This is a genomic window from Treponema bryantii, from assembly GCF_036492245.1.
In the GTDB taxonomy this organism is placed as follows: domain Bacteria; phylum Spirochaetota; class Spirochaetia; order Treponematales; family Treponemataceae; genus Treponema_D; species Treponema_D bryantii_C.
In genome coordinates this window covers 51171-67402 of sequence record NZ_AP025287.1, presented here as the reverse complement: position 1 = coordinate 67402, position 16232 = coordinate 51171, and the positions used below count along the sequence as shown (strand labels likewise).

Below are 16232 nucleotides of genomic sequence, written 5' to 3'. Positions count from 1 at the left end.
ATTCGCTCACGGTTGACAATAATATATAATAGCAAAAATAAAAAGTTCGTTCAATCGAACTTTTTATTATCTGTCTATTTCAGAAAGTTCTGGTAGTAATCAAACATATTGAACTGAAGTTCATCCATGTCTTTAATTACATACTTTCTGTTGTCCTCAAAAAAAGCATACTTTCCGCCAGCACAAAGCTCTTTGATCAGAGGCTTGAATGATACGCTATCATCCAGAAGAGCATAAAAATTGTCTGCAGTTCTTTCATTTTCAGGCTTAGCTTTTAGTTCTCTTAAAGCTTTATCAGCCAATAGCCATTCTTCCTGATCTATTTCCACAAAGTTCTGATTAAGATAGTTTTCAAGGTATCCCATTACCTTGTAAAACTGTGTATCACAATAATAAAACGGTGACTTATTATTCATTTTTATTTTCCCCCTTGTTTTTTAATTCTGTCATATATGCTGCAAGCTCATATGATTCTTTTATTATAGATTTTTTATCAATTACCTGGTAACCAGCATTATTCATAAGTGAATTGAATATATTAACTGCAAAATAATCAATTACAGTTAATTTTTCCGGTATTACTGAATTCTTCATTTATCTCCTTCCCTTACGGCCTTTGGAAACTTCATACTGTACATCTGTCGTTCTTTCACTTACAGTCGTATGATTTTTTTCATACTGAGGAACAAGAATAAACTGTGTTCTTGCAGCAAGTTCTTTCTTATAAGCTTCCTTCCGTTCTTTAGTCATAACTGTATACCCCTCAAAAGACTCTGGAATCTCAGTAATCATTTTCTGAATCTCAGGCATCTTTTCCGTGATAAGAGGAACATTTTTCTCAATTGCTTTCTTCAACGGCTCTATATCAAGCTTGATTAAATCAACAAATCTTGCATTATTTTTTCCATCAAGAGAATATGCTGTAACTCCATCGCAAGCAGATTTTATAAACTTATTCTGGTCAATCAATTTAGCTGCAATTCTGTATTCAGGTACATTAGGAGAAAAAGACGCTCCGTTATCAAAAACCGGACAAACACGATCTTCTTTTTCACTTCTTATAATTCCCCAGTTTCCGCTATTACGGTCATTGTTATTAATAAGACCATCTATAACAATACAGTCCCAAAATCTTTCATTAAGCCCTTTTACGTTTCTAAGCAGAGGATTATATTTTAAATGTATTGCAATCTCGTTAAAATTTGTAAAATGCCTATCACCTGTTGGAGATAAACTCATATCAAGTTTTTCACTTAATGTCTGATTATATGCATTTTTAAGCTGTCGGAATTCAATAAGGGTCTCACCTTTAGAACATAAATCTTTACATCCAACAACTAAATGATTATTACGGATGCCAAGTATTGTTTCATGTACCGGATAACCTAAAATCTGATAAACATGACTTCCAAGATATTCTGATAAAGGAGACTGTGTATAAGACATCTGAACATCTTTTAATCCAGTTCCCTTTTTCGGGTATTTTACAATCCATGAATCTCCATTGAACAGTATTCCTTCCTTATCGCCGGAATTACCCCCAAAAGTTCCATTTTTCACACTATAAGCACAATTATCAAGATTATATATTTCCACTTTCTATTTCCTTTTTGTAAACAATATCAGCATGAGTCCAATACTTTTGAACAATTACATCCCAAGCCCACTGACTCATAGCATTCGAAGCCATTGCGTTCTTTACAATAACCCATAAATCATCAAGCCTGTCTGTATAGCCGATTCCGTTCCCTTCTTTATCATACTGTCTCAAATCATCAAGAATCCCCTGAACATTAGAAGGAAGGCCATCGGGATCTTTTATTGAACTATCAATATAGCTTTCAGTGTGTTTTTTCATGGGCAAACTCCTTTTCTATAAGTTTACATTATCATATTCATATAAAAAAGAATAATCGTTTACAGGTTTACCAGTTACGTTAGCGTATGCTGCGTAAAAAACTTTCGCACATTTTTTATCAAGCTTTATAATCTGTCCGTAAGTCTTATCTTTTCTGTAAGATTTCAGAATCTGTTCCTTTATCCTTTCCTTCAAAGAATACGGAATAACTACACTTGTTTCAATGAACTTCATAATTTCTGAGAAAAAAACTTTTTTCTTTCCGTCTATGAATATCACAACTTTTTTACTGAACATTAATATCCTTCTTCTTACCAATTAAATATCCGGCCGGATTTTTCATCATCTTCGAAACAACCTCATTTCCTTCCGGAAGTTCTCTCCAGGCAACAACATCTTTCTGCTCAAAACAAAGGTTTTTAAGATTGTAAGTACTGACTTTCATCTTCTGGTTTTTAAGACAGATCAGATACTCCTTTTCTTCATCCGGTTTTTTATAAGAAAAATTATGCCATCTGTCATTCTTAAGCTCACAGATTTTATTCAGAATAAAACCAAACATTAAATATATCGTAAGTATTATTACAAATGCCTTGAAAACTATTTCTTCCATTTCCTATTTCTCCACTAACTCGATTCCAACTTTACGCAGCATCTTCTTCTTAAAGTTTTTATATTTATAGCTAAGCTCTCCCTTTTTATTTCCACCTTTCCAGTATACATAAGGTTTATACGGTACATACCCTAAAGGAGCCGGATATACAAAACAGAAAAGGTAGAGGGCAAGAATCCCAAGTCCAAGATGTACAAACTTAAGCCATACACGCTCGGTATTCTTTATAAAAAACCTTATGAAGAATACCATCACAGGCACTACAAGCATTATCTCATATCCCATAAAACCTACCCGTACATTGCCTTTGTCCATGCATCAGAAAGCTTTTCATTCATTTTTTCATCCACCCTATGGCACATACAAAATGACTGTGTTTTATTTTTCACAAGACGCCAGGAAGTAACCACTTCCTCTCCCTTGTCTTCAAATATTTTTCTGATATATACTTTATTTCCGAAATCACAAGCCCTTTTTGCAAGGTCAAAAGTTTTATAGTTTCCGCATGAAATATAAACCCCTTCGCCCGATTCGATTCTGTCATAGTACATTACCTGTTGTCTCTCCTTAGTTTGTCTTCCTCGTAATAAATCGTAAAATAATCACCGCAACCATACTTACCCATTTTGGCTTCCATCGAGTCATAGAGTAAGCTTTCATAGCAGTAATTAATGATTGAAAAATCAACGGCATCCAGCGTAAGAACTACACTTATAGTATCTGCAATTTCCCAATTGTGGCTTGCCTTGATCTTATTCATTAAATTGAATATTGAATCTTTAGATGCAGCGTTCTTTTCCCTTTCAAAAACATAGTTCAAGACCTGCATCAGAAAATTAAAAGTTTCCTTCGAATATTTAACATCTAATATATTATTGTCCATTTTGTCTACCTCGTATCAGTCGCATATAGTATATGTAACTATTATTTACCGCCCGTAATAAGTATGTATCTCTTATCGCTTTCAGTGATCTGATTAGGACTCTTGAATAAAATGATTCCAGCCCCTTCCTTCGCTACAACTACATTAAGCTCAGGATAATACTGTTTAATCTCACTGATACGTTCTTTAAGATACTGAAAGTTTGTATTAAGCATTACTGCATAATTTTCCATGTTCTTTACCGGCATGAACTGTTCTACAAACTTTTCCTTCGGAATAAAGATGGGCTCGTTATCTTTGAGAAAATTGTTTCTGTAAACAAACCAGGCATACATATCTTTTCCGGTAGCGTTCTTAATAGAACTGTAAGTTGAATAATTAATCGGAACAGAATGCTCAGAACAGAGGTTTACAAAATCGGCACTGAGTATAATCTTAAAATTTCTTCTTTTCTTGTCAGCATTAACATCCTCGTTTTCAACTGACATATACTGAAGATTTTTGATGAACGGTATATTTCCCGAATTATATAAAGAAACTTTGAGTTTACTGTCTTTTGTCTCAACATCCTCAAAGATTTCTTTTTTATTGAAGTCCTTTGTTATTTTTGCCTGATATAAAAATGACGATGTAGAAAACGCCTGCAGCTGCTCACGGAACTTTTCTGCTCTGGAGGCCGGAGCCTGAAGCTCGTTCAGAAAATCTTTTTCACGGTCAAAATAGATTTCAACAGTTCCGTTTTCTGATTTTCTGTCTACAACCGCATGAGTAGTCAAAAGGCTCAAAACAAGTCTTCCGTAAGAACCGTAAGGAACTTTGGAAGATCCTGTTATGACCATTGATATATTGTTGTACTTCCTTGTAAAGACATTACTCTTTATATCCCTTAAAGGAAGACTTGCCGTTATAAAGGCACTCGGAAGATAAGATAAAGATAACTTATCCTTTTTCTCTAACTCTTTTTTCATAAATTACCTTTTGTTTATAAATTTGTATTCAATACGTTAATATTATCTTCTTCTTTTTAATTAGTCAATGACATTTTTCAAAACTACATAAGATGCAAGGATTCCCACGAACACTACAACAAATGCAATCTTTACAAGCTTTCTGGCAAGATCAATGTTCTCTAAAAAACACTGGTCCGCCATATGGTTTTTAAGCCACCTGATTATCCTGGTCATTTCTTACTTTCTCATAATTATCAAGCAGAACATCAAAACACTTTACAGTGTCTTCCTCGTTGTCTTCCTTCAGAAAATTCAAGACAATCTGATCATTAAGATTTTTTGTCATTCTGGCTAGAAGACTTACAACATCTACCTTTTCACTTGTACGACCGTCTTTTATTCCTTCCTCGTACACTTTTGCAATAAGAGTTCTAACAAGCCTTACTCCATCCCCTATAAGCTTTCTTCTTTTTTCAGAACCGTACTCGCATTCTTCTTTTACATCCAGAAGTTTTTCCATGTACAGCTCAACGTTAATTCTCTCCTGTTCAAAATGTACCACGTGTTCCATTTTTTTCCTTTCCTTTTTACTTTTTTAATCAATAACTTATTTCTATTTTCTCTCTTGTTTCATCAAGCCTTACGGTAACTTTCGCAGTGCTTTTATCTTTCTTTGTCTGCTCTGTCTTTATTTCACCCCCTTCACATAAAGTCTTTATCATATCCGGACCAAACTTGATTCCCGAAGTCTGTTTCCACATGAAAAAGCCGCAGTCAGCGTTTTCACATTTATAGACCATCTTTTTTTCAAAGATGCCTTTCCCACACTTAGGGCATTCACAGATTTTTTCATTGTTTCCGACAAATACAATCGTAAACTTTCCGTTTTCATCAATCCTGAAATAAAACTGAACCTGTGAACCATCCTTCTTTACTCCGTTCATAACATCAGTTTTCTTACTTTCCAGGAAAGCTTTCATAAAGTTCTCATCAATATCGTGCCCCATAACATGATAATTGATGTTGTTCTCGCAGCCTTTCTCTTTATAACCGGAACAGTAAAAACCGTTCTTTCCCTTCATAATCTTTCCGCCGCAGGCCGGGCAGATTCCGATTTCCCTCTGTGCAATTACAGTTTCCATATTTCCCCTCATATTTGAAATCGATTTTTCAGTAAGCTTTTCAACATTCTCCAGGAATAAAGAAGGATTCTCCTTATTAAGTTTTTCCCACCTTGTAGTAGTTTCAACATTGGTATTGTTCATCAATACAGAATTGTCCATAATCTGCTCGATTATTTTTATTCCCTTCGGAAGAATCTCAATATGTTTTCCAACGTTATGAATATACTTCCTTACAAAAAGAGTCTTGATAATCGATGCCTGGGTAGCCTCTGTTCCAATTGAAGAAAGCTTTATTCCCTCTTCATCAGAATTGTTCGGATTTCTCATGAACTTGATCAGAGTTGCCTGAGTATAATATTTTGGAGGCTCTGTAAGCTTTTCTACAATCTCGATTGATTTAATTCTGTCTGTTTCCCCGACATTTTTATTAAGAGGAACAGATTTATCCTCAAAGCCTAACTCAGCTTCTTTCCATCCAAGTCTTACCGTCTGGTAACCTTCGCTTTTGAAAACATATGAATGATTTTTCTTACTGTAGTAAACCTTATATTCATCCTTAACATACTCACCCATACCTGACATAAGGAAACGGCGAGCAACAAGGTCATAAATCTTCCAGTCCAATGAGTCTTCTTTTTCATATGTGTTACTCGGAATGATTCCGTGGTGGCCCGTAACTCCCTTTGAATCAAAAAGCCTCTTGTTTGCTGCGTTAATTCTTTCCGGCTCAGTAAACTCAAAATTATATGTATCCTTTATCTTTTTATAAAGCTCATGGGTTTTCTCAGCATCACTGTCATTGAGAACTACAGAGTCAGTTCTCGGATATGAAATTTTTCCCTTCTCGTTATAAAGAGTCTGAGCTATTTCAAGACATTGGTCCACATCTATGTCATAGTTTTTATATGCATCTATCTGCAGCTGAGCGAGGTCGTACAATTTTGGAGGCAGTTCTTTTTTCTGCTCTCTTTCAACTGATGAAATTATAACTTCATTATCTTTTTCAAGTTCTGCTTTTATTCTCTCTAACTCTGTCTTATCATCAAAGTGAGTATTCTGAGTTTTAGTGTTTATGAGGAAGGAATCGGTGCCCGATTCCATTGTAAGCTTCAGCAGATAATATCTTTTAGGCATAAATAAAAGAATGGATTTATGTCTATTATAGATTTCTGTCAAAACCGCAGTCTGTACACGACCTATAGAATATGTTTCACCATCGTTGTTTAAAAGAGTATAGGCTGTCGTTAAATTAATTCCGAACATCCAGTCGGCTTTTTTCTGATACTCGCCCTGGAGAGCAAGATAATCATAAGTCTTGTCTATTTTTCTACTTTTAATGCCCGAAATAATCTGAGTCCTGTCGAGTCCCTCGCAGCACCAGATTCGAGTCACTTTTGAAAAATCAGCTTTACAAGCTCTGAGAATAAGGCGGGCAATAACTTCTCCTTCACGGTCCGGGTCAGTTGCAATAACAATTTCCTCGCCATTTTTAACTGCGTTTTTTAAAACTTTTTCACATTCAGTTCTAGTCGTTTTTTTTGTGGCGATTGGTTTATAAAGGTATTTTTCAGGTTTTATAGGAAGTTTTCTGTGATACCAGTTTTTATTTTCAGCGTTATAATCTTCAGCGTCAAAAAGTGTGTAAAGGTGACCAGCTGCATATGTTAAGTTAATTTTTCCGTCAGATGAAACGTACCATGCGTTTTCTTTTTTTGTGAGGTTTAGTGCTTTAATGTAATTTTCTGCGACAGACTTTTTTTCGGTCAGGATGGTCATTTTTTTCGGTTCGATAATATATTAATTTTTCCCAACCGTCAACCGCTACTTGGTAGACACTTTTATATTATTCGTTTTGGAGATTTTCTGCATGAAGAGATTTTTCAGAAAAGTTTTATGGGAATTGCGGATTAAATCCGCACACAGGCTTTCCAGGACTCCGCTATCGCTTCGAACCTCCGCTACGCTGCGGTTTTTTTGCTACGCAAAAATCCTTCCAATCCTTTTCCGTAAATGAATTATCTTTTGAAAAAAAGAATTTTCTTAATTTTTTTAAACGATTAATATTTATAATGTTTTCTTTTTCTTTTTGCAATTATAAGATTAAAGAAAATATTTCAGCCATTATTCAATTACATCTTTCTGCTGAAAAACGACATCCCTTATTCTTCCAGATGAAAGAATAAGTTCGTTTATTCCATCTGTAATCTCTTTTTCCAAATTATCTTCGTTATTAATATTTCTAAAATCTTTTACTTCATGCTGCGAAATAAACCGTCTTAAATAATCTTTTATCTCGACAGTCCTTTCCCTGATCTCTTTTTGAGTTGCCGAGTCTTCTTTACGGTATGCAAATGCAACATCAATTCTTACCGTGTTTCCGTCTTTTGTTTTCCCAAGGACAATACCTAAAGAAGTATACCAGTCATAGATTTCACGTTGTCCAGAAACATATTCTTCAGAAGTTGGTATTGCAGTTATAGGTTCGGCATTGGAAAACAGTTCTTCTATTTTATATACATCAGCCTCTTTTACTTTATAAGCTTTCCATCTTAATTCTTTCTTTTCTTCAATAACAACAAAAAATACGAGTGCTTCATTTGAATATTCTGACTCCATACAAAAAACCAGATATACTTCTCCAACCTCATAATCCCATTCATTAAGAGATTTTTGGAAAAGCCAGTTATTCTTTTTTGTCAGTTTCTGAACAGGTGGTATTTCTTCATCAAGAACTTCAGATATCTTATCAAAAAAATCTTCCTCGTTTATATTCGCATCCTTAAGATTGCACTGATAAGCTGAGGCCGCATAACCGGAAAAACCTTTTGAATAATCGGAATAATATTTAAATTCAATATTCTGAGCGAAAGAACAAAATACAGTTAGGAATATAAAACATGCGAAAATAATCTTCTTTTTCATAACAACTCCAAATTAATATAAAATACAATTCCGAACTAATTAATAATATCATGAAAGTGATGTTAATTAAAATATTTTTGTACTTTTAATAACTACAGTTTCTATTTCAAAATAAAATCTATACAGTTCCAGATAACTACGCACTTAAACGGTGGCGGGCGCAGACCCGACATCCGATTTGAAGTGCATGTTATGTGATTTTCTACATTTGCATCAAAGCAGAATAATTTAAATTATGTTCTCTTGCATAATTTATAAAATCTTTTTCTTCCTTTGTTACTCGAATTTGAAATTTAAGAGGTAATGCAAATTTCTGTTTTCTTCCAGCGTTTTCTCTCGCACCACCATGCCCAAATTTCTTTTCATAAGAAGAGAGTCCTGAAATTTTCATATACTCTTTTTCAGAAATTACTTTTTCATCTGGAGCAATTTCTGATGCTAATTTCTTAAAAACATAACCTTCTGAATCTTTTACAAAAACATAATCCATAATCAGACCTCCTTCAAACGCTGTTTAGCAAGTTTTATTTTTTCTTTTGGAGTTTTCTTGGTTTTCTTTACAAAGACAACTCCAATAACAATAATTCTTCCAGCGGAATATTTAAACAATGAACGAAGTTCGTTCGTCTTTATTTCAAAAATTTCTTTTTGAATCGGTTTTACACGAACAAATTCAATACCTTGTTCCTGTATTTTCTTGTAATCTGCTTCAAGCATTTCTTTTTGAGATTGTTCTAAAGAATCAATCTCAGCTTTTGCCTGAGGTAATCTTTCTACAGTGAACTTCATGATTTAAATATAATGCTGATATTTGAATATGTCAACAAAATCAAAAGAAAAAAATTGTTAAGAATGCCATAAAATGCTTTTTTACTTTTTTGATTTCTTTTTTATTCATTTTTATAAGCGCCCCAATGAGGGCGTCCACATAACTACAGTTTCTATTTCAAAGGTCTGTATCTCTTTCCGTAATAACTACAGTTTCTATTTCTTTAGGTTTTGTCGTTTAAAAAATAACTACACTTTCTATTTCAGGTTTTATTTACCACTCTAAAAATGACTACAGTTTCTATTTCAGAAGACCTTGCTACACAGAAAAATAACTACACTTTCTATTTCATGAACCAGAACTGCATCTAAAAATGACTACAGTTTCTATTTCGGAAGGATAAAAACTCATTAAAATAACTACAGTTTCTATTTCATAGACGCAGTTTTTAAGCCAGAAATAACTACAGTTTCTATTTCATGGAACTCTCAGAGGCTTGAAAATGACTACAGTTTATATTTCAATTCGTATTTTTTGTCCTGAATATAACTACAGTTTCTATTTCTGAATGCTTTCTATACCTTAAAAATGACTACACTTTATATTTTTTTATCCACAAAATGCCTGTGGAAAACTTGATTTATCCACTACAGTTTCTATTTCTAAATAAGACTGATATGACTACAGCTTCTATTTCATTTAACTACAGTTTCTATTTTTCTTACTATATATACAAATAATTAACAATTAATGTATTAACAAATAGTAGTAGAATAAAAAATGTGGATAAAGAAATATAAACTGTACTACACTTTCATATCACTTGTAAGAAGTACATATCTCTTATCATTATCTAATATCTGAGGTTTAGAAGGGAAAAGATCAAGTCCTGTTCCATCACTTCTAAAATTAATATTTAAATCTTTGTAGTAATTATTTTTGATATTTATAATCAGTTCTTTTATATAATCATAATTAGTTCGGACCTGAGTTCTTCCACTGTCTTCACTAACTGGCATGAACTGATTTACCAGAGCATCATAAGGAATGAAAACACCATCTTTATTGTTTGATTCAATCAATGCGTTATTTCTGTATGTAAGCCAGACATAGAGATCTTTTCCAAGTGCAGAACTTATTTCTTTGTAAACTGTGTAATTGATTGGAACAGAATGTTCCCTGCAATATTGCGTAAACTGTGGAGCCAGGATGATCGAAAAAGCAGTACATTTTTTATTTGTGTCTACAGTTTCTATTTTTACAGTACCGCTGAAAAAAGGAATGATTCCGGAAGTTGTAACATCAACAGGTACATTCTGTGGAACTTCTTCTATTTCTCCAAAAAGATTCTGAAAATATTTTTTTTCAATCTCCCGTCTTGTTTTCTGCTCGAATACAAAGTTTGATTTTGAAAAATAATCAAGCTGCTCTTTAATTTCTGTAGTTCTGCTTGTAGGTAAGCCCAACTCGTCTAAAAGCTCTTTTATGGATCTGTAATTAATTATGACGTTATTTTTATCGTCAACGTTTTTTGAGATTACTGCGTATGTAGTAAAAATTGAAAGAAGAAGACGGCCGTTTTTTCCATAAGGAATCTGTCCTACTCCGTTCAATGTCATGGTTATATTGTTAAACTTTCTGACAAAAGGCACATTCTTAACGGCTCTTGTCGGAAGAGAAGCTACAACAAATGGACTTGGAATATACGAAATTAAAGACTTGTCCTGGCTGTCTACTTTTATCAATTCATTAGATTCTTCTGGGTTACTCATATTCAATACTTCTTTTTTTGAAACTACAGTTTCTATTTCAATTATACCCGATTATAGCGAATTTATCCACATTAACCTGTGTATAACCCCTCGAATTTAATTACACTTTATACTTAACGGTGGAAAACTCTGTAAGTTGTTGTATTTCATTTAGTTAGGTCTTTCATTCCTTAGATTCTTGATTACAGTTTATACTTTAAATACTTACACTCTGTACTTTAAATTGTTACACTTTATACTTTATCTTCTATATAGCAATTAATTAACAATTAAATTTACAATTATTAACAATAGTAGCAGTATAAGGATTGTGGATAACCAGCTCTATGTACATTTCTTTATATTTGTTCAGCACATTTTATATTGATTTTATAAATGTTTTTCATTATATTCAGAATTACAAAATTAGACTTTTGTTTAATTTGTATTCAATACTTTTTGCCGGAACGGATGGGACTCTTCTTCTGTTCCGGTTTTTATTTTAACATCATTTTATCATTCCTGGAAAAACGCAGCTCTTACCACTCCCCTACCCTACCAGAATAAGCGGATCAGACATTCGTTGATTTACGCCCCCGTGCACATTACCTTTTGCGTGTTTCACGTTTTGTGAGGGGCGTTTGTGCCTTCGGCACGATTAGTGAAGAGGCAGTCGGGTGTGTAGTAGTTTTGAAATATCCTTTTTTCTCTGTTGTTTTGTGTTTTATGTTATCTTCTTTGATTATGATGAAGTATTTCTAAAATTAACTTTTTACATACCTAGAGATATTTTGAACTGAAAAATAGTTACAGTTTATACTTTAAAAGAAAATGAAAAAAAATAATTTTTTTTGAAATAAGTCATTGACACGTTTCAAACAATACTATATAATACATATAGAAATTGCGAAATGGTGAAACGCAACTTCTTCGAATAAATCTCTCACCGATATAGGAGTTTTTTATGAATCAGTTGAATTCTATCATTCTTGAAGGTAATCTCGTTCGTGATGTTGAGATTACAGAGCCAATGGCTGGCTTTAAAGTTGCAAAAGGTACTATCGGTGTAAACCGCTACTACAAGAACCGCAACAATGAAGACGTAAACGAGGCTTCTTTCTTTGATGTAGATTCTTACGGCAACATCGCAGAGTTCTTCGCAGAGAAGGGAAAGAAAGGTCGTGGTGTTCGTGTTGTTGGTCGCCTTAAACAAGACACTTGGAAAGATAGTGAGGGCAAATCTCACTCTCGTGTTTTCGTAATCGCAGAACATATCGAGTACAAGCCAATCTTGAACAAGGAAGAGCCGAAAACCGAACAGACACAGGCAGAAGAACGTAAGACAGAACAGAATGTCGAAATGGTGTTCTAAGCTAGGATAACCCCACCAAACAAGGCACGGAAAAACTCTTTCCGTGTCTTTCTTTTTGCTCAGGAGATTCTATGAAAAAGCCACGCTATCAGAAAATCAAATACGATAAAAATAATAATCCCTATGTTACCCACTACGGAAAAAAATTGAATCTTAATGACTTCCAAGCGGATGCCGAGGGAAAATTTTTTTACTGTCCGACTTATTTTTCCGCCTATGTTGTAGAAATAGACCCAGACGGAGAATTTGCAAAAGTTATCTTTGAAAATGTTGCCTAGGAGTTATTCTATGAATGACCTTATTCAAAAAATGATGAACTTTAATGTTCGGGCAGATATAAGAGTTTTTTATATCAAGAATGAATATGCGGACAAATCAAAAAGACTTAAAAAGGACTTCTACAGAAAGCAGCGTAAACCCGACTTTCTGCTTATAGCCTATCTTTTTTTTATGGCTCAATATTCATTCTTCCTTGATAAAACTCTTTCTTCTTACTGTTGGAAGAATCTTAAACTGTACTGTCAGTATTTATATTTTGCCAACAAAATCTATAAGGAGTATGACTATGGACTTAATGCAGAATCTGCTATTTGACTTTGATGAAATCGAAGTCAAAAAAGAGCCTAAAATAGAGCCGTTCTTCTTAATATCAAATGGTCTTCCCATTGATAAAATTAAATATGGAGTGAAAATTGATAATATGCCTTTAACCATCCGACTTGATACAATCAACGAAGTCAAAAGCTTTTTATCCAAGTCTTTGACCGAAGAAGAAACAGAGGAAATCTTGCAGAAGACAAAAGAGAACTTTGACCAATGGCAGATTTACAAGGATTCTTCAATGTATTTCTTCTAACTGTAAATTGTTACAGTTTATACTTTATAGAAAAATGTCATTGACATATTTCAAACAATGATTTATAATTGTTTTTAGAAAGTTCGGTTGAACGAACTTTCTTTCTTGTACTTGGAAAACAAATGGTGAAATTTCCTCGTACTCAAACTTTTCACCGTAAGAGGTTTTTATGATTTATTCATTTTCAAATTTTGGTTACGAAGGTTCTCTTGTATCTGTTGAATCAGATGTAAGAAGAGGAATCCCAGCTTGCGACATTGTAGGTCTTGCAGACGCTCAGGTAAAAGAAACTCGTGAACGTGTTCAATGTGCCTTCAAGAACTCAAATGTTCCGTATCCGACAGAAAGAGTTTTAATCTCTCTTTCTCCTTGCGACCTTAGAAAAGAAGGTTGCGGTTTTGACCTTCCAATCTGTGTTTCTGTTATCTGTGCAAACGAACAGAAAGAACTCCCCTACCCTACTATGATTATGGGTGAAACAGAACTTAACGGAAGTATCCGAGCGGTAAAAGGTGTTTTTGCCTGTGTACAGAACGCAATCAGTAACGGAATCTCTCATTTTATTCTTCCACTTGCAAACAAGAATGAAGTGTCTTCAATCGAGGGAATCAATGTTCTTTTTGTTTCTTCCTTGAGCGATTGTTATTCTCAGATGTTCGATTCTGACAGTTATGAATCGGTTATGACTGAATCAGAAGAAACAAGTGAAACAGAAACTGTAGTCAACGGAATCGCTTTTAATGATGAACAGTATGAAGAAATCAAGGGAACTACTATCAATCCAAGATTCTTGAAAGCCTTGATTGTTGCCATAAGCGGACACCACCACATCCTTGGTGTTGGTCGTGTTGGTAACGGAAAAACTATGACAGTTCAGAAACTTCCTATGTTTCTTCCAAGACTGACAAAAAAGGAAAAGGAAAGCGTATCAAGAATCTTTTCTTTAAGCGGTCTTTTATCTTCTAACCGCCCTTCAATCAATTATCCGCCTTTCCGTATGCCACATCAGACCGCCTCAATCGAGGGAATCTGCGGCGGCGGTGCTAGTTGCAGACCTGGCGAAATCTCTCTTTCTCATAATGGTATTTTATTCCTTGACGAAACCGCAGAATTCAGAAGTTCAGTTCTTCAAATGCTACGTGTTCCAATGGAATCAAAATCTATTACTTTGAGCAGAGCAGGCAGAACAACAGTTTATCCTTCTAACTTCACCTTTATCGGTGCTACAAATCCTTGCCCTTGCGGAAACCTTGGAGATAAAGAGCGTATCTGCTTATGTTCTCCCAAATCAATTGAACAGTATTGGAAAAAGTTTTCTGCACCATTGATTGACCGATGTATTGTTTGCGATACAAACGCAAAAAATGATGAAGAACGTGTCTGCACTTACTCCACAGAAGAAATCAGAAAATGTGTTGCAAATGCTACTAAAATTCAGAGAGAAAAAGGAGTTTACAACGCAGACCTTTCTCCTATCGAAATCCTTGAACTTCAGAACAATTCTTCAAACGAAGTCCGCAACTTTGCACAGAAGAAAGAAAATGAACTTTCTCCACGCAGAATTGCAATGCTTTGGAAAGTTGCCCTCACAATCGCAAACCTTGATAACCGCAAGGAAATCAATCTTGCAGATATGAACGAAAGTTTTTCACTTGTAAAAAACTTTGAGGTTTTGGAAGACGTTGGACTTTATACCTCAGAGCCGAAAGCATGCTAAACCACGGATCACGTTCCGTGAACCGTAGTTCAGCTGCTTTCTGAAAAAAATAGTTACAGTTTATATTTCCGTGTCGCCAGGTCGAAAGACTTGGCAACACGGAATCATCAAGAAAAAAAAGGAATTGTCTATGAACGAAATGGCAAAGAAAAATTATGAAAAGCTTTCTCAAATCGCAGACAGAGCCTTTGAGAATAATGAAATCAGAAGAATCTATGAAACTCGATTCCCTCTGATTTTAGACCTGACATATACGGATAAAGTTATCCCTTTGAATCTTGAAAGACTTATGTCTTTTTCTGATTCAGATTTTTTCCACGATATTTGTGGAATCTACGGAAACTTTAACCGCAAGACAAAACAAATGGAAAACGGCTTTCTTCCAAGATGTGCAATCTGACAGAATCCCGCTTTATTATCGGCAGAAATAACTGAAAACTTTAATGTTTTTTTAGTTACACTTTATACTTTTTTGAGGAAATTGCTATGAAAAAAGAGTCTTTTTACGCAATCTATACAACAAAACAGACAGTTCTGACCTTCACTCAGAACTATAAAAAGTTTAAGAAGGATTTTCTTAATATCATCAAGAAATCAAGTTTTGACCTTTGCAAAAAACGTGAGCTTAAACAGTATTTTGCTTTACAGAATTACTCAACTGTAAACCGCATTTTAGACGGAAAGTATGTTATTGCAGAGTATCCGCAAGACGTAGTTATCAACAATGTCTTGAACAATTAAAAAAGTTCGTTCGAACGAACTTTTAAGGAGTATTGAATATGGATGAACTTGATGAAATCTATGATGAAGAATATGACGAAACCTATGATGATGAAGTTTTAGCAGAAACAGAAGACGAAGAAAATAATGGGTATCAGAAAGACTTTACCCTTTCTTCTGACCTTAAAGCTCCAGAGCCTACTAAAAATCAAGAAAGCCTTTATATCAAGGTAATCAAAAAATATCTTGAAAAGGAAACAGAACGGAATCCGTACTTTGTAGAAAAATACAAACCCGACCTAGTTCCTAAATGCTTTGAATACATCAAGGAAAAAATCAAGGCTATGTCTAAAGGCAATGTTGCTATGATTCAGAGCGGAAAAGTTTTTGCTATGGCAATCTCTTATTTTGATGATGAAATCTACAACAAGCTTGAAAAAGAAAAGGCAGAAAAAGAAAAAGCAAGACTTGAAAAAATCGAGCAAGAAAAAATCAAAAAAGAAAAGGAAGAACAACTGAAAAAAGAACGTGAAGAGTTTATGAAAACACCGATGAAAAGTTCCTCTTATACACAAGAAGAACTCAACAAATGGCGACACGCTCAACAGTTGGAATTATTTTAATTTTTACAAAAGTTCGTTCGAACGAACTTTTTATGAAGTTGAATGCAGAAAGTGTCCTGATCTTCTAGCGAAGA

Annotated in this window: 25 protein-coding genes; 8 read left to right on the top strand and 17 right to left on the bottom strand. The window is 34.2% G+C overall.

Annotated elements, in window-relative coordinates:
• Positions 1-74: 74 nt before the first annotated feature.
• From AABJ44_RS15240 to AABJ44_RS15160, 17 genes are all read right to left on the bottom strand, one after another.
• Positions 75-416, bottom strand: a complete 342-nt coding sequence (locus AABJ44_RS15240; protein ID WP_338371358.1) for a hypothetical protein — start codon at positions 414-416, stop codon at positions 75-77.
• Positions 409-594: a hypothetical protein gene (locus tag AABJ44_RS15235; protein ID WP_338371356.1), complete on the bottom strand. Its 186-nt coding sequence runs from the start codon at positions 592-594 to the stop codon at positions 409-411. Before AABJ44_RS15235 ends, AABJ44_RS15240 begins: the two co-directional genes overlap by 8 nt.
• A complete protein-coding gene (locus AABJ44_RS15230) occupies positions 595-1596 on the bottom strand; it encodes a HipA domain-containing protein (protein ID WP_338371355.1) in 1002 nt (333 codons plus the stop codon). It abuts the gene before it with no gap.
• Complete coding sequence (locus AABJ44_RS15225) at positions 1583-1858, bottom strand: hypothetical protein (protein ID WP_338371354.1); 276 nt, start codon at positions 1856-1858, stop codon at positions 1583-1585. Before AABJ44_RS15225 ends, AABJ44_RS15230 begins: the two co-directional genes overlap by 14 nt.
• Positions 1859-1873: 15 nt before the next feature.
• Positions 1874-2155 carry a hypothetical protein gene (locus AABJ44_RS15220; protein ID WP_338371353.1) on the bottom strand — a complete coding sequence of 94 codons (282 nt, stop codon included), beginning with the start codon at positions 2153-2155 and terminating at the stop codon, positions 1874-1876.
• The gene (locus AABJ44_RS15215) at positions 2145-2471 is read right to left on the bottom strand and encodes a hypothetical protein (RefSeq protein WP_338371351.1); all 327 of its coding nucleotides are present in this window, start codon (positions 2469-2471) and stop codon (positions 2145-2147) included. The genes AABJ44_RS15220 and AABJ44_RS15215 overlap by 11 nt, the downstream gene beginning before the upstream one ends.
• Positions 2472-2474: 3 nt before the next feature.
• A complete protein-coding gene (locus AABJ44_RS15210; protein WP_338371350.1) occupies positions 2475-2756 on the bottom strand; it encodes a hypothetical protein in 282 nt (93 codons plus the stop codon).
• A 5-nt stretch (positions 2757-2761) separates the two neighbouring features.
• Entirely contained in the window at positions 2762-3022 is a 261-nt protein-coding gene (locus AABJ44_RS15205) for a hypothetical protein (protein WP_338371347.1), read from the bottom strand.
• Positions 3022-3231: a hypothetical protein gene (locus AABJ44_RS15200; RefSeq protein ID WP_338371345.1), complete on the bottom strand. Its 210-nt coding sequence runs from the start codon at positions 3229-3231 to the stop codon at positions 3022-3024. The genes AABJ44_RS15205 and AABJ44_RS15200 overlap by 1 nt, the downstream gene beginning before the upstream one ends.
• A 164-nt stretch (positions 3232-3395) precedes the next feature.
• Positions 3396-4322 carry a replication initiation protein gene (locus tag AABJ44_RS15195; protein WP_338371343.1) on the bottom strand — a complete coding sequence of 309 codons (927 nt, stop codon included), beginning with the start codon at positions 4320-4322 and terminating at the stop codon, positions 3396-3398.
• A 60-nt stretch (positions 4323-4382) separates the two neighbouring features.
• The gene (locus tag AABJ44_RS15190) at positions 4383-4505 is read right to left on the bottom strand and encodes a hypothetical protein (protein ID WP_338371342.1); all 123 of its coding nucleotides are present in this window, start codon (positions 4503-4505) and stop codon (positions 4383-4385) included.
• A gap of 7 nt (positions 4506-4512) precedes the next feature.
• Positions 4513-4875, bottom strand: coding sequence for a hypothetical protein (locus AABJ44_RS15185; RefSeq protein ID WP_338371340.1), 363 nt, complete (start codon positions 4873-4875; stop codon positions 4513-4515).
• A gap of 28 nt (positions 4876-4903) precedes the next feature.
• A complete protein-coding gene (locus tag AABJ44_RS15180) occupies positions 4904-7204 on the bottom strand; it encodes a DNA topoisomerase (protein WP_338371339.1) in 2301 nt (766 codons plus the stop codon).
• A gap of 345 nt (positions 7205-7549) precedes the next feature.
• Positions 7550-8350 (bottom strand): flagellar basal body-associated FliL family protein, encoded by an 801-nt coding sequence (locus AABJ44_RS15175; RefSeq protein ID WP_338371338.1) that lies wholly within the window; start codon positions 8348-8350, stop codon positions 7550-7552.
• Between the two features lie 202 nt (positions 8351-8552).
• Positions 8553-8840, bottom strand: coding sequence for a hypothetical protein (locus tag AABJ44_RS15170; RefSeq protein WP_338371337.1), 288 nt, complete (start codon positions 8838-8840; stop codon positions 8553-8555).
• A gap of 2 nt (positions 8841-8842) precedes the next feature.
• Complete coding sequence (locus AABJ44_RS15165; RefSeq protein ID WP_338371336.1) at positions 8843-9139, bottom strand: type II toxin-antitoxin system RelE/ParE family toxin; 297 nt, start codon at positions 9137-9139, stop codon at positions 8843-8845.
• 786 nt (positions 9140-9925) lie between these two features.
• Positions 9926-10891: a replication protein RepA gene (locus AABJ44_RS15160; protein WP_338371335.1), complete on the bottom strand. Its 966-nt coding sequence runs from the start codon at positions 10889-10891 to the stop codon at positions 9926-9928.
• Positions 10892-11834: 943 nt separating this feature from the next.
• On the opposite strand from AABJ44_RS15160, the gene AABJ44_RS15155 reads away from it, so the two are divergent.
• From AABJ44_RS15155 to AABJ44_RS15120, 8 genes are all read left to right on the top strand, one after another.
• Complete coding sequence (locus AABJ44_RS15155; RefSeq protein WP_338371334.1) at positions 11835-12242, top strand: single-stranded DNA-binding protein; 408 nt, start codon at positions 11835-11837, stop codon at positions 12240-12242.
• Between the two features lie 71 nt (positions 12243-12313).
• Entirely contained in the window at positions 12314-12520 is a 207-nt protein-coding gene (locus tag AABJ44_RS15150) for a hypothetical protein (protein WP_338371332.1), read from the top strand.
• A gap of 10 nt (positions 12521-12530) precedes the next feature.
• Entirely contained in the window at positions 12531-12836 is a 306-nt protein-coding gene (locus AABJ44_RS15145; protein ID WP_338371331.1) for a hypothetical protein, read from the top strand.
• Entirely contained in the window at positions 12808-13098 is a 291-nt protein-coding gene (locus AABJ44_RS15140; RefSeq protein ID WP_338371330.1) for a hypothetical protein, read from the top strand. Before AABJ44_RS15145 ends, AABJ44_RS15140 begins: the two co-directional genes overlap by 29 nt.
• 169 nt (positions 13099-13267) lie before the next feature.
• Positions 13268-14815 (top strand): YifB family Mg chelatase-like AAA ATPase, encoded by a 1548-nt coding sequence (locus AABJ44_RS15135; protein ID WP_338371329.1) that lies wholly within the window; start codon positions 13268-13270, stop codon positions 14813-14815.
• A 130-nt stretch (positions 14816-14945) separates the two neighbouring features.
• Positions 14946-15215, top strand: coding sequence for a DUF6874 family protein (locus AABJ44_RS15130; protein ID WP_338371328.1), 270 nt, complete (start codon positions 14946-14948; stop codon positions 15213-15215).
• 86 nt (positions 15216-15301) lie between these two features.
• Entirely contained in the window at positions 15302-15556 is a 255-nt protein-coding gene (locus AABJ44_RS15125; RefSeq protein ID WP_338371327.1) for a hypothetical protein, read from the top strand.
• Between the two features lie 38 nt (positions 15557-15594).
• Positions 15595-16158 (top strand): hypothetical protein, encoded by a 564-nt coding sequence (locus tag AABJ44_RS15120; protein ID WP_338371325.1) that lies wholly within the window; start codon positions 15595-15597, stop codon positions 16156-16158.
• Positions 16159-16232 lie beyond the last annotated feature (74 nt).

Bases quoted from the DNA above. Each gene is read 5' to 3' on its own strand.
- AABJ44_RS15195 (WP_338371343.1), bottom strand. From the start codon at position 4,322: ATGAAAAAAGAGTTAGAGAAAAAGGATAAGTTATCTTTATCTTATCTT.
- AABJ44_RS15235 (WP_338371356.1), bottom strand. From the start codon at position 594: ATGAAGAATTCAGTAATACCGGAAAAATTAACTGTAATTGATTATTTT.
- AABJ44_RS15205 (WP_338371347.1), bottom strand. From the start codon at position 3,022: ATGTACTATGACAGAATCGAATCGGGCGAAGGGGTTTATATTTCATGC.
- AABJ44_RS15130 (WP_338371328.1), top strand. From the start codon at position 14,946: ATGAACGAAATGGCAAAGAAAAATTATGAAAAGCTTTCTCAAATCGCA.
- AABJ44_RS15225 (WP_338371354.1), bottom strand. From the start codon at position 1,858: ATGAAAAAACACACTGAAAGCTATATTGATAGTTCAATAAAAGATCCC.
- AABJ44_RS15215 (WP_338371351.1), bottom strand. From the start codon at position 2,471: ATGGAAGAAATAGTTTTCAAGGCATTTGTAATAATACTTACGATATAT.
- AABJ44_RS15150 (WP_338371332.1), top strand. From the start codon at position 12,314: ATGAAAAAGCCACGCTATCAGAAAATCAAATACGATAAAAATAATAAT.
- AABJ44_RS15165 (WP_338371336.1), bottom strand. From the start codon at position 9,139: ATGAAGTTCACTGTAGAAAGATTACCTCAGGCAAAAGCTGAGATTGAT.
- AABJ44_RS15175 (WP_338371338.1), bottom strand. From the start codon at position 8,350: ATGAAAAAGAAGATTATTTTCGCATGTTTTATATTCCTAACTGTATTT.
- AABJ44_RS15155 (WP_338371334.1), top strand. From the start codon at position 11,835: ATGAATCAGTTGAATTCTATCATTCTTGAAGGTAATCTCGTTCGTGAT.
- AABJ44_RS15160 (WP_338371335.1), bottom strand. From the start codon at position 10,891: ATGAGTAACCCAGAAGAATCTAATGAATTGATAAAAGTAGACAGCCAG.
- AABJ44_RS15200 (WP_338371345.1), bottom strand. From the start codon at position 3,231: ATGAATAAGATCAAGGCAAGCCACAATTGGGAAATTGCAGATACTATA.
- AABJ44_RS15185 (WP_338371340.1), bottom strand. From the start codon at position 4,875: ATGGAACACGTGGTACATTTTGAACAGGAGAGAATTAACGTTGAGCTG.
- AABJ44_RS15125 (WP_338371327.1), top strand. From the start codon at position 15,302: ATGAAAAAAGAGTCTTTTTACGCAATCTATACAACAAAACAGACAGTT.
- AABJ44_RS15180 (WP_338371339.1), bottom strand. From the start codon at position 7,204: ATGACCATCCTGACCGAAAAAAAGTCTGTCGCAGAAAATTACATTAAA.
- AABJ44_RS15240 (WP_338371358.1), bottom strand. From the start codon at position 416: ATGAATAATAAGTCACCGTTTTATTATTGTGATACACAGTTTTACAAG.
- AABJ44_RS15140 (WP_338371330.1), top strand. From the start codon at position 12,808: ATGGACTTAATGCAGAATCTGCTATTTGACTTTGATGAAATCGAAGTC.
- AABJ44_RS15190 (WP_338371342.1), bottom strand. From the start codon at position 4,505: ATGGCGGACCAGTGTTTTTTAGAGAACATTGATCTTGCCAGAAAGCTT.
- AABJ44_RS15135 (WP_338371329.1), top strand. From the start codon at position 13,268: ATGATTTATTCATTTTCAAATTTTGGTTACGAAGGTTCTCTTGTATCT.
- AABJ44_RS15170 (WP_338371337.1), bottom strand. From the start codon at position 8,840: ATGGATTATGTTTTTGTAAAAGATTCAGAAGGTTATGTTTTTAAGAAA.
- AABJ44_RS15145 (WP_338371331.1), top strand. From the start codon at position 12,531: ATGAATGACCTTATTCAAAAAATGATGAACTTTAATGTTCGGGCAGAT.
- AABJ44_RS15210 (WP_338371350.1), bottom strand. From the start codon at position 2,756: ATGGGATATGAGATAATGCTTGTAGTGCCTGTGATGGTATTCTTCATA.
- AABJ44_RS15120 (WP_338371325.1), top strand. From the start codon at position 15,595: ATGGATGAACTTGATGAAATCTATGATGAAGAATATGACGAAACCTAT.
- AABJ44_RS15220 (WP_338371353.1), bottom strand. From the start codon at position 2,155: ATGTTCAGTAAAAAAGTTGTGATATTCATAGACGGAAAGAAAAAAGTT.